Source organism: Scandinavium sp., from assembly GCF_032012665.1.
Classification (GTDB): Bacteria; Pseudomonadota; Gammaproteobacteria; order Enterobacterales; family Enterobacteriaceae; genus Scandinavium.
Genome location: NZ_DALZVG010000004.1, coordinates 139,051 through 151,530 on the forward strand (window position 1 = coordinate 139,051; position 12,480 = coordinate 151,530).

6 protein-coding genes and 1 pseudogene are annotated in these 12,480 nt (G+C 53.4%); 5 read left to right on the forward strand and 2 right to left on the reverse strand.

Annotated elements, in window-relative coordinates; translation table 11 throughout:
* Positions 1-320 precede the first annotated feature (320 nt).
* Positions 321-7,367: an Ig-like domain-containing protein gene (locus RTU33_RS05525; RefSeq protein WP_312625854.1), complete on the reverse strand. Its 7,047-nt coding sequence runs from the start codon at positions 7,365-7,367 to the stop codon at positions 321-323.
* A 410-nt stretch (positions 7,368-7,777) separates the two neighbouring features.
* Here RTU33_RS05525 and RTU33_RS05530 point away from each other — a divergent pair, with 410 nt between their 5' ends.
* Positions 7,778-8,074, forward strand: coding sequence for a hypothetical protein (locus RTU33_RS05530; RefSeq protein ID WP_312625856.1), 297 nt, complete (start codon positions 7,778-7,780; stop codon positions 8,072-8,074).
* A gap of 273 nt (positions 8,075-8,347) precedes the next feature.
* Entirely contained in the window at positions 8,348-8,887 is a 540-nt protein-coding gene (locus RTU33_RS05535) for a DUF2058 domain-containing protein (protein ID WP_312625857.1), read from the forward strand.
* A gap of 118 nt (positions 8,888-9,005) precedes the next feature.
* On the opposite strand, the gene RTU33_RS05540 is transcribed toward RTU33_RS05535, so the two are convergent.
* On the reverse strand, positions 9,006-9,689 hold the full coding sequence (locus tag RTU33_RS05540; protein ID WP_312625859.1) for an RluA family pseudouridine synthase: 684 nt from the start codon (positions 9,687-9,689) through the stop codon (positions 9,006-9,008).
* 50 nt (positions 9,690-9,739) lie between these two features.
* On the opposite strand from RTU33_RS05540, the pseudogene RTU33_RS05545 reads away from it, so the two are divergent.
* From RTU33_RS05545 to gap, 3 genes and pseudogenes are all read left to right on the forward strand, one after another.
* A pseudogene (locus RTU33_RS05545) lies at positions 9,740-9,880 on the forward strand (hypothetical protein); the annotation flags it as partial.
* Between the two features lie 221 nt (positions 9,881-10,101).
* Positions 10,102-11,082, forward strand: coding sequence for a helix-turn-helix domain-containing protein (locus RTU33_RS05550; RefSeq protein ID WP_312625860.1), 981 nt, complete (start codon positions 10,102-10,104; stop codon positions 11,080-11,082).
* Between the two features lie 78 nt (positions 11,083-11,160).
* Positions 11,161-12,171, forward strand: a complete 1,011-nt coding sequence (gene gap / locus RTU33_RS05555) for a type I glyceraldehyde-3-phosphate dehydrogenase (protein ID WP_312625862.1) — start codon at positions 11,161-11,163, stop codon at positions 12,169-12,171.
* Positions 12,172-12,480 lie beyond the last annotated feature (309 nt).

Here is a 12,480-nt window from a genome sequence, read left to right on the forward strand (position 1 = left end):
CTCCGTCCAGGCGGCGCTATCAGCATAAATCTCGTGACTCTGCTGATGCAGGAACGGTAGCGATGACTCCATTACCTTCAGGCACCAGAATCTGATTGATTACCGGTATCACCGACATACGCAATGATTTCAAGAGTCGTCATCTTTCTTTTGGTAAGAAATACAATTCTTTCGGAAACAATTGGGCAGCACGGGAAATTACCCGGTCTCTCCTTGAAAAATACTCTTTGAGAAATGGAATTAATTATGCGTGTAAGCCTGCTTGTCTCCAGGGTTATCCTTTTGTGTTCACTCCCCCTGGACAGGGGGAGTGCCTTTGATTAGAAACTATCAATTCGGTCTACGTACATACCATCGCCATTACCACCCCAGCCATGACTCTCTGATGCCCAGTACTCGTAGTCTTGCCCGGCATAGCTAACGGCGATTCCTACCCTATATCCTCCGATATGATTGCTCCAGCAGCTGCTGGCTATTTTACGCGTACCAAATGCAACCTTTTGGTTTGTTGTTACCTTGCTGTACGAAGTCGGAAAATCTCCTGTCGCAGAAGTTGAGCCATTTTGTGTGGCAGTGATTTTGGCTTTAACCGACATTGGGGAAATTAAGGTCTTACCGCCAAAATTAATACTGTCCCCGGTAATGACGGCATTATTCCAGTGGTCTCGACCGAGATGACTTTCCTGGCATGAGCTATCTTCGCCCTGAGATGTGATGGTTTTAACTTGCGATCTGACGGTTAAAGCTGTCCAGATGCTCTTTGGGTTGAGATTTCTTACACCGATCGTCGAGGACGATTTATTTGTTTCAAGGTTGCCGTAGCCTTTTGCAACCAATGCTACATGTACCGTCTTACCCCACAGCGCAGAGTTCGGGTTAACGGTGGTCGTTTTACTCCCCGATGGCGACTGCTCCTCCTTGCTGGCAAGAACATTGTTATTACTGTCCAGAATAGAGACCGTCACGCTTGCAGGCTTACTGAACTCATCTGAAGCATCTGCACTCCATGTGACCGAAATTGTGTCATCAGTAAATACCGGCGTCCACGTGCCGGAACTGCCCTTACTCCCTTTACTTATATAAGAGACCTCTCCCAGGCTAATGGATGGCTTTGTATATACCATCACATCGTAATATCCGGAGCTGGCATTGTAATAGTCATTAGCAAGCACGCTAAGCGTCAGCCTGGTTTGCCCTTTGCCGACATTTCCCTGAACAGCACCTGAATCCGATACATTTACTACGTTCGCATTGCTTGACGCCCATTTAATACTGGCCTGAGACGTCAGTGTGGTGACCGGTTTTTGCAGAGTGAAGCTTTCTTCATCAGTCGTTTTCACCGTGGATGTTCCAAAGCTGACATCCGCTGTCGCTTTGTTAAGAACATAAGCGACATCCGCTGATGCAGCGACGAACTGATCTGTTTCCGGGGTACTGACAGTCACGGTTGTGGCTCCCGGTTTTACGGCCGTAAGCCTGCCAGTATTGTCCACGGTGACAATCGCTTCATTTTTAGCGGAATACGAAGCCTTCAGCCCGGTCTGAACATCGCTGTTCGTATAGGTGGCGGTAATATTTCGCTCCTTACCATCAGCCCAGACCGCGGTAACAGGGTCTCCCGTTCCGGCCTTCAGTCCGGGATCCGCTCTGGATACGTCCAGGTTGTAAGAAGCCATCGCCTGGTTATATTGCTCATTTCCGGGGGTATAGACAGAAATTCTCGCACTGCCTGATTTCAGCAGTGTCACTTTTCCGCTCCCGTCAACGGTGGCCACGCTGGTGTCTGAACTTGACCACATTTGCCCCACGCCTTCGGGCATACCCCGAACAGCCTGGGAGGAGGTAAACGTTCTTGTCCATGTTACGGGCTGATCGGCATTATCAAATCGTAAATCTGGAGTGATAGCGCCTACCGTAATCACAACGGCATCCCCCACTTTTTTACCGTCCACATGCGCACTGAGTGTTATCTGCCCTTTGGTTGTTGCGGTCCCTGTTGCGACATAGTGTCCATTCTGCTGGTCCTTGACTGCACTGAGCTTAAAGCCCGGCAGGGAATTCCCCCCTTCAATGATTACCGATTTACCCGTGACCGGATTACCGTAGGTATCTTCCAGACTGGCCATCAGCGTAACGGTATCCTTACCATCAGAGCCAATACTGGTTTTATCTGCACCAAAGGTGGCGTTTTTTATGTCCCCTGCAACAACCGTGACGTTGTCTGCCTGAACATAATTATCCGCATCAAGATACGCTGACATCTGAAGCAGCCCTGCGGTATGACTTTTCACCGTCGTGGTGGCCACACCCTGTTCATTGGTACGCGACGTTGGGGCATAGCTTTCCGCCTGACCACGAAGCTGCCAGGAAACCACCACATTATTCAACGGATTTCCCTTAGCGTCCGTGACTGTGGCACTGTAGGTCACCCCTTTTGTATCTCCGGCGGTCAGTCTGGTTTTATCCGCTGTAACCGCCGTCAGTTTCCAGCTGTCAGTATCACCTTTCACCGTCAGTATCCGGCTCTTGTTCAGCGCCTTATCACCCACCTTAACAGTGAGAGTGGCGCTGCCAGCCTTGTCGCTACTCACACTCATTGTGTAGCGTCCGGGCCCATTGCCGTTTTCCTGACTTTCGCCAATGGTCACATCGAGGTTATCGCTGTGGCCGCTGACGCTTCTTCCTGTAAGCAGATTGCCATTGCTGTCACGCAGCGTAAGTACCAGTGCGGAGGTTTCTTTCCCGGCGATAATCACCGAAGGAGCAAGCGTCAGATCTGAGCGATTTTCATCCACATCACCGGCACTGAATACCACGTCCGGCGCGGAGGTGGTGCCTGAAGGAAGAATGAGATCCACTTTAGCTGTACCTGCCAGTTGCCTGCTCAGCGTAACGCGTGCGGTACCGGATTCATCCGTTCGGGTCATCTGTGCGCTAAGCTTACTGCCCTCATTTGCGCTCCAGGTCACTGGAATACCGGCCCCCAGAGCATTTTCGTTAACGTCCATAAGCACGGCAGTATATGTGACAACGTCACCCACGGTAGCAGAAGCCGGTGTCACGTTGATACTACCTTTGACTTTGGCAGTCTCATTGTCAGCTTTGAGCGTGAGTGGGGCGGTACGGCTGATGCGTATATTGCTGACGTCAGCGCTGACCTGTGTTGTGCCGGATTTCTTACCCGATATGCTTGCCTCGTAGATGCCCGGTGATACCTCACTGAAAGCGGAGACGGCCATATTCAGGTCAGGAGTGAAACCGGCAGCGATCTTATCTTTCAGGCCCGGAAGCATATTCCCCTCAGCATCACGGGCGGTGACGCTGAGCGTGGTAGCTTCTTTTGCTGCAATAATGGTGGATGGAGAGAGGCTGATTGAGGACTTGTCCGCACTGATATCGCCAGCTGAGAAGCTGACGGCTTTATTTGCCTGAACCAGCTCACCACCACCCAGCATGGCAGAAACCCTGGCGCTACCGGCTGCGCGACTACTTAACGTAATGTCAGCCACGCCGTTCTCATCCGTTGTGCTCAGACTTGAAGCTAATGTACCCAGCGTAGTACTCCAGCCCACAGCTACGCCTTTAAGTTTGGTATTGCCATTTTTGTCCTTTACCTGTGCACGAATCGTCACGGTTTCCTGCCCGTCAGCCTTAGCCGTGCCAGGGCCGGATACGGATACACTCTCAATTTGCGCAGAGTCCTGATTTGCCAGCAGTGCCAGTGGCGCCTGCAGGTTAACCGTTCCGCTTTGCGCCTTGAGCGACCATACGCCCTCTGCGGCTCCGGTGACCGCAGCCTGGTAAACCCCCTCGCCTTTTTCCACTGGCGCAAAATGAATACCTGATTTCGTATCGGCGCTCCAGTCGATGGTCTTTCCTGGTACAGGGTTATCCCATTTATCACGCAGGATGAGAGACGCCAGGGCTTCGGATGTGCCATCAGCCGTAATGGACTGAGGCGACACAGAAAGCTGGCTGTGTTCACCAACCGGCTCTCCCGGCGCAAAAGTCACCTGAGCTGAGCCTTTCTGACCATTGGTAAGTACGGCTGTAACCGTGGTGAGGGCCGCCTCTGTCCCGGTCAACTGTACCGTCGTTTTACCTTCCGCATTTGTCTGGCTGACAGCATCACTCAGTTGGTTGTGGCTGGCCTGCCAGGCCACGCTGGTACCGGCAACAGGGTTATTGTTCCCGTCAATGACGGTAGCAGTAAAAATAGTGGGCTGTGTCTGCCCCACAGTCGCCGAAGTCGTATTGGCTGTCACCCTGACACCTGCGGTCTGTTCATCAGATACAGCCATGAGTGTCAGTAACTTCTCACCTGACTTATCAAGCGAAGCGGAGATAGTGATCTGACCAGCATTCAGGGTGGTCAGGTTTGCTGAGGCCATGCCATTTGCATCTGTTACCGGGCGGGAAGGTGTCATTCCGGCGTTATTCCCGTTACTGAGCGCCACTGCCACCCCGGAAAGCGGGTTACCGTTGCTGTCGGTAATGCCGACCGTCAGGACCACCGTGTCTTTGCCGTTGGCCGTCAGTGTCTGTTTATTACTGCTGAACGTACTGATTACAGGGTTCTGTTTATCAGCCACAAAGGTAAACGGAGAGGCGGCCTTTGACGACGCATTCGTCGAAGCTGTCACGACCACATCACCGTATGCCCGGGTACTGGTGACCCGGGTTTCAGCTATCCCCTCTTCGGAGGTGGCGGTTTGCGTATGATTAAAGGCAACAATGCTGCTGTCCTTATCAGATTTCCAGTCAACCGGAATACCGGAAAGAGGGTTGCCATTCTGATCCTTGATTAGCGCCCTGAACGTCACAGCAGTTACGCCGTCCGCGACGCCGGACGCAGCTGCCGTATTCACAGCGGTCACAATGGCAGTCGCATTATTGCCGGTAAAAGTGGTCTCTTTTGAGGTTGACTGACTATTCACGCTGGCTGCCACGTGCGAAATACCGGCAACGGTACTGGTCAGAGTGGTGGTGACCCTACCCAGAGCATTCGTTTTGGCTTTTTTCTCAGCGAGTACCGCACTCTTGTCTGCGCTGAACGTAACCATGATGTCCGGGACAGCATTACCCTTCGCATCCGTCACCCGGGCAGTGACGGTTTTTTCTGTCTTTCCGTCAGCCAGAGAAACCTCCGGGAGAATGTTTAAATCCTTTTGCTCAATCCGCGCAGTGCCCTGGTCAGGACGGAAAGAGAGCTTCAGCGTCTTATTTCCCTTATTGTTCACGCTGGCTGTAAGGGTTGTATCACCCGCAAGTGGTGAGGTAACCGGAACGATAACGGTCCCATCCGCTTCCGTGATGGCTGACTTCACAACGGTGGCACTATTATCTGCCTGAAGACTGACTGGCTGGCCGGGTACCGGGTTATTCTGTCCATCGACAACGGTTACCCGGAATCTGTTTTGTGATTTACCATCTGCAATGGCATTGTTTTCAACCACATCCAGGGCATTAACCATTGCCGTGGCATTGTCTGCGGTCAGTTTGACATCCGCTGACGCAAATTTCGTATTCCGGGCTGATGGTGTGATCGTGAATGCTTCAGGCATCGTCCCGGAGGTAACTGTCATCACATATTCTCCGGCCGCACGTCGGGTAAACGAGGACACGGTAGCGTTGCTGCTCCCCCGAAGCCTTGCCGTTTTTTTCACGCTGATTTCATTTTCGGCAATATCAACCGGGCGTCCTTCTTTATCATTCACCTTAAGGACAAATTCCTGCTGTGAGGCTCCGTCTGCAGGCAGTACCGCAGCAGGCGGTGAGAGCGAACTGGTGGTTGTATCAATTGCCGCCTGCGTAACGGTGACCTGGGTCTCAGCCCGGCCGGAAACGTTCCCTTTTTTGTCGACGGCAACCCCGCTGACGGTGTAGCTGTTAACGGCCTCCACGCCAGAGCGGTAATCCGGCAGCACCACGGTCCAGCTCTCTCCGTTCTGCACGATTTTGCCGCCTGCAGCGATAAGCGGCGAAGCCGACCAGTCAATACGTTCCAGCCCGTACTTGCTGTTGACCGATACACCCAGAGACTTCTGCTCTCCGGCATAGCCCGTCACCAGGTCTGCCATCCTGAGGCGGATAACTTCTTTCTTGCGATACTCCAGCACGATATTATTGTTGCGTTCCACCAGATCATACCGACTGCCGACCAGGCTACGCATGGCAGCCACTTCATCCGGATTAATCTGGTGCAGCCATGGCACGCCAGGCTGATAGGACATGTCCATGCCGAAACGGGTATCACTTTTACCTGACTGCCCCTGGCGCTGTTCTGCGCTGAACGTGAGCAACGGAACCGGCGTGTAATTCACGCCAGCTGTAATAGCATACGGATTTCGCTGACGGTTATCCCGGCCAAACAGGGCCACCTCCTCGCCGTAGTACTGCTCATACGTAAGCTTACCGCCCAGGTGCGGCAGAGACGGTAACCAGTATTGCGCCCGGAGATCCCAACCGTTAGCCGGGCGTTCCTCATAGTCCTCAAGGTCCGGTGAGTTTTTCCAGTTTGTAAGGCGAGAGTAGGTGTTGAAGCCTAACTTCAGGTAATCACGCCAGTACTCCCCCCCAAGTCCCAGGCGAGCATGATCGCGGGACAGGTCGTAATCAAGGAAGGTATTCGCACCCAGCATCCAGTCACCGGCAAACCAGCGGTAACCTACCCCCAGATTAGACTGGGTCCGGTCATCGGTACGGTGGATACTGCTTTGGGTAAAGACAAGACTGTCCTTTTGTTCGTACAAAGGGACAAGCAAGTCCAGCTGTGATTTTTTAAGAGAAAAGTTCTTGCTGGTATCCAGCTGTACGCGGGCAGTCCCGAAACGGCTCAACCAACGCTGAATTTCACTGCTGGCCGCGCCGGACGCCATCCCTCGGACCATTGAGGATGCGGCATCGCCGCCAGCATCGCTTGCCAGAAAACTCCCGGCCTGTGAGGCATATCCTGCAACTTTCTGTGTCTGCATATCCGCGTTACTCTGACTGGAAACTGACGCAGCAGATGCATCATCCCAACGCACTTCAGGTAGCGGTACCAGCGGAACGTCAAGGTCGTCTCCCGACTGCAAGTGGTCAAAACCCCGCGCGAAGGTACGGAACTGGTTCAGTCTGCGCAGTGCTTCCATCGACATATTGTGTTTTTTCGCAACAGTGGCAGCGCTCTCCCCTTCTGCGAGCGTGTATACCCGGGTTTGCAGCTCATCCATCGCCTGGCTCTGCAAAAATCGACCCTCGCTTCCGGCACCGGCAATCGCTGGGGTAAAGGCCACTGAGAGGGGAAAGACAACCTGAATACTTATATTCAACCAGGCAAGAAGTCGCATCCGGCGCGACACATGCTCAATATGTGATATCTTCACAAAATGATCCTATTAAATATAACCAGCTAAAAGCTGGATAATTAGCCATGTGAAAAAATGACGCTAAAAATTACAGTAACCAAATACATTTCGGGCTAAACATGCATTAAAAAGCGGTGTTTATCCCTACTACCCACACCCATTTATTTACTTGCATTCACAATATTCCTTTTAAGTTAATCGGAAAATCTCCGTGCCCCTGCGGGGCTTAAAGCCGGAGTAATCTACTGAATAATCCAAAAGGTAACTTTCAAAAAACGCCACGGCAGGGAATAAAATCGTTTTTCTTGCAATGAGCGTTTTTTGAAAGAAATAAAAAGGGTGAGATGGCACCGTTCTCAACGTCAATTCAACGCATCAACGCACGCGCGAAATGACGCAATCGACTCTTATTAAAGACAGGTATGTCTATGAAAGCCAACCGCTTATCCGTTAGAGAGCAAAGCCAATTGATTTCTGCCTTGAGAAACATCGCTGGCACAGATCACATTCCTAAAAAAGATTTGAAAACACTAAAAAAAATCCTCAGCAAACTGGACAATATTAAAATCACGCAGCTTTCACCGGTTTCGATAAGTGAAAAAATTGGTGCTAGCTTTAATCCTTGTCATTCTGAGCAGGTTGAAACCCTCATTACGCATACCCTTGTGAAGCTTGGCGATAAGGGGCCGGAAATGTTCGGCAAGGAAAATGATAGCGGCGAATAATTGATAAAACGAAATACTCCGAAGCCGGAGTCAGCAATTATGCTAAAAGCATGGGCAGCAGAATATCGATACTGATTTTCAGCACGTCAGAATGAATGATGCCTTTACGCATCATATGGCTACCGGGACCTGAGCTAAGAAACATTTCGGTCCCTTCTCATCTCCGCAACTTTACTTACCCTTTCAATTTCGCCGCCTGGCCTGTCACCGCTCCCCACACCCGCTCAAATTAAAGGTATAATCCTCCCATTATCAACAAGCCCAGAAACGAACATGACAAAACTCACCCTACAGGAGCAGATGCTGAAAGCAGGTCTGGTCTCCAGCAAAAAAATGGCCAAGGTGCAGCGCACCGCCAAGAAGTCCCGCGTTCAGGCTCGAGAAGCCCGTGAAGCGGTGGAAGAGAACAAAAAAGCGCAGATCGAGCGTGACAAGCAGCTGAGCGAACAGCAGAAGCAGGCGGCGCTGTCAAAAGAGTACAAAGCGCAGGTGAAGCAGCTTATCGAGATGAACCGCATCGTCGTGGCGAAAGGCAACATTGAGTTCAACTTCACCGACGGCAGCCTGATTAAAAAAATCACCGTCAACAGGATCACTCAGGATCAGCTCATTAACGGCCGCCTTGCCATTGCCCGCCTGGTCACGGATGCGAACGCCGAAGGGGAATACGCCATCATTCCGGCCACCGTAGCGGATAAAATTGCCCAGCGTGATGCCGCCAGTATTATTCTGCACAACGTGCTGAGCCAGGAAGCGCAGGATGAAGACGATCCGTATGCCGACTTCAAAATCCCTGACGATTTGATGTGGTAATCAGGCAAGCTTCCACGCTGCTTTGCCGGATGACGGCATAAATGTCTTATCCGGCCTACGACATCAACAATTCTCGTAGGCCTGATGAGCAAAATGCCATCAGGCAATTTCCACATACTCAGAACGGACTGGCGTTCACGGCGTGGATTGCCTCTCCGCTGACGGGATGGGCGAAATGCAGTTCGCTGGCATGGAGCATCAGGCGCGGCGTCTTCTCCAGGCCCGGCAGATCGAGGCCACCGTATAAGTCACAGCCCGCAATCGGGTGGCCGAGCTGCTGACAGTGAATGCGCAACTGATGCGTCCGTCCGGTTTCCGGCATCAGTTCAACGCGCGTTAAGGCCACTTCCCCCTGATAAAGGCGCTCTGACACCCGATAGCGGGAACGTGCAGGCTTGCCGTTAACCGGGCATATCGCCATTCGCGGGAACAGCGCCGGATCTTTCGCTATCGGCGCGTCGATAATGCCTTCGTCTTTCTCCACGTGCCCGCAAAGCAGCGCGGTATAACCTTTCGTGACTGAACGCGCACTGAACTGCTGGCAAAGTGCTGCATTAATCGCTTTATTGCGGGCCACGACCATCAGCCCGGAAGTGCCGAAATCCAGGCGATGCACCAGCGTGCAGCCGGGATAACGCTGCACCAGCCGATGATGCACCGAATCCAGATTAAGCGGATTTTTCCCCGACAGGCTCAGCAGTCCGCTGGGCTTGCCGATCAGCAGCAGATGATCGTCCTGATACAGGATCTCAATCGTGTCATAGCACGGCGGCGCAATAAAGGTATCGATAATCGGGGACATCGGACGATCCGCAGAAAAAGAGGTGTGGATGATACCGCATTCCCTCCCGACTGACGACCTGCGCCGACCCCGGCATCCGACACTACGACGGCCCTGCCGGTGGCTGGGGTGCGCTGAAGGCCACCACCATTGCGGTACGCATGCAAATAGACACTTTCGGCGCGCCCGCTACGCTGTTGCGCCCAAAAGAGATCCGCACACTTTAACCGTGCCCGGCGGCGCTTCGCTTGCGCGGACATTACCGAGTGGCGGCTTTACCTTACCCGACCTACGTGCAGACCAGGCACAGGCCGCCGCCGGGCATCACCTGTAGCCTCATGAACAGGCAACGGCCACAACTATTCTGCCTGCAGCACACCGTCATCGCTTTTCTACGGTTGACTTATTTCGTAGAAATTGTACTTTTCAGGACATGAAGAAAATCCTGATTATCGTCCCCGATGGCGGCATGCTGTTCGAATCCGCCGGTATTGCCGACATTCTGATGCAGGCCAATCGTCTGCATCCGGAAGGCCCGCTGCGTCCTTGCTACCAGGTGGCACTCGCCACCACCCAGCCGCACCAGGTTATTCACGGCCAGTCTGGTCTGAATCTGCTGGCGGACCATCGTCTGCATGAGCTCGATCCACGCGAGCCTTTCGATACCATCATGATTACCGGCAGAGGTCAGAGCGAGCTGGAAGCCATTGCCGTTATAGACTGGCTGCACCTTGCTGCACCTCACGCCCGGCGCATTGCCTCCGTGTGCGGCGGCGCTTTGCTGCTTGCGCAGGCGGGTTTGCTCAACGGCAAACAGGCCACCACGCACTGGCGGCTGCTGGACGAGCTGAAAAACGACTATCCGCAGGTGAGCGTCGAAGCCGGGCCGCTTTATGTGCAGGATGGCGATGTGTGGACGTCCGGCGGCGTCAGCTCCGGGTTTGATCTGACCCTGGCGCTGGTTGAGGAGGATTATGGCTTTACCCTCGCCAGGGACGTTGCCCAGGATATGGTGATGTACCTCAACCGCCCCGGCGGCCAGCTTCAGTTCAGCCGCTATAAGCTCCCACAAAACAGCGGATCCGGCCCGCTCAGTGAGCTGCTGGCGTGGCTCCCTGACAACCTCAGCGCCGATCTTTGCGTCGAAAACCTCGCTGAAAGAGCAGCAATGAGTCCGCGAAACTTTACGCGCGTGTTCACTCGTGAAACCGGTGTTTCTCCCGCACGGTACGTAGCAGAAGCACGCCTGACCGCCGCCCGCCAGCGGCTGGAACAAACCCGGGAAACGCTGGAGACCATCGCCCAGCAAACCGGGTTCGGCACCAGCGTTAACCTGCGTCGCCTGTTTGAAAAACAGCTGCACCTGACGCCCGGCGAATATCGCCAGCGTTTTCACTGCCGTAAAATGGCGTAATATGATCCATTTTTGTCATTTACGCCAAATCCACACCGACCTACAGTAACGCCATAGACAACAAAGAAGGAGTTGATCATGGTTAAGGTCGGTATTAACGGTTTCGGTCGTATCGGGCGCAACGTGCTGCGGGCAGCGCTGGGCAATCCCAATCTGGAGATTGTCGCTATCAACGATCTGACGGACAGCAAAACGCTGGCACATTTGCTGAAATACGATTCGCTGCTCGGCACGCTGCCGGTGAGCGTGGAAGCCGCCGAAGGCCAGCTTCACGTTGACGGTAAATCCATCACCGTCTTCAGCGAACGCGATCCGGCGAATATTCCATGGCGGGATGCAGGTGTCGATATTGTGATTGAAGCGACAGGCTTCTTCACCGACCGTGAAAAGGCGGCGGTGCACATTGAACACGGCGGCGCGAAACGCGTGATCATTTCGGCACCGGGTAAAAATGACGATCTGACCGTTGTGATGGGCGTGAATGACGGACTTTACGATCCTAAAAAACACTATGTCGTCAGCAACGGCAGCTGCACCACCAACGGTCTGGCCCCGGCTGCACAGGTGCTGCATCAGCAGTTCGGCATTAAGCACGGCCTGATGAATACCACCCATGCCTACACCAACAGCCAGGCGCTGCACGATCAGCCGGAGAAAGACTTGCGTGGTGCCCGGGCCGCGGCGCTCTCCATCGTGCCCTACTCCAGCGGCGCGGCAAAAGCCCTCGGCAAAGTCATCCCGGAGCTCGACGGACGCATGACGGGCTATTCCCTGCGCGTGCCGGTACCGGTCGTGTCGATTGTCGATCTGACGGTCACGCTTGAGCGCGACGTTACCGCCGAAGAGGTCAATAACGCCTTCCGACAGGCGGCCGCTTCCGGCCCGCTGAAAGGGATCCTCGGCTACAGCGACGAGCCGCTGGTTTCCAGCGATTATCAGGGCGACCCGCGCTCTTCAATTATTGATGGCCTTTCGACGCTGGTGATAGGCGGTAATATGGTGAAAATCCTCGCCTGGTACGACAACGAATGGGGCTTCTCAAATCGTCTGGTTGACCTCGCGCGACTGATGGCAAAACGCGAACAATAATTCATTCAATCAATGACTCCCGGATTCATCGGGGGTCATATCTATTATTCCCCTCTCTTTCCCTGCTCAGCACGTTCCGCTCATCGCTTTGCGGCTTCGCTTATAAATCAAACCGATGCGCTTAAATATCCGCTTGAACAGCATTGTATTGTTAATCAGGCTATGTAAAATCATCCCATCCGTGCTAAACACTTGTTAACTCTTTAGTGAAATCCCGGGTCAGATGTTTTTCGCTCGGTGACTGGCTTCCCTGTGCGTGTTCTACGCCTTAAGTCATCCCTCGTGGTAAGCGGCGCTCTGGCCAATGGG

Excerpts from the sequence above, each read along its gene's own strand:
- RTU33_RS05530 (WP_312625856.1), top strand. The coding sequence starts at position 7,778 with ATGAAAGCCAACCGCTTATCCGTTAGAGAGCAAAGCCAATTGATTTCT.
- RTU33_RS05550 (WP_312625860.1), top strand. The coding sequence starts at position 10,102 with ATGAAGAAAATCCTGATTATCGTCCCCGATGGCGGCATGCTGTTCGAA.
- RTU33_RS05535 (WP_312625857.1), top strand. The coding sequence starts at position 8,348 with ATGACAAAACTCACCCTACAGGAGCAGATGCTGAAAGCAGGTCTGGTC.
- gap (WP_312625862.1), top strand. The coding sequence starts at position 11,161 with ATGGTTAAGGTCGGTATTAACGGTTTCGGTCGTATCGGGCGCAACGTG.
- RTU33_RS05540 (WP_312625859.1), bottom strand. The coding sequence starts at position 9,689 with ATGTCCCCGATTATCGATACCTTTATTGCGCCGCCGTGCTATGACACG.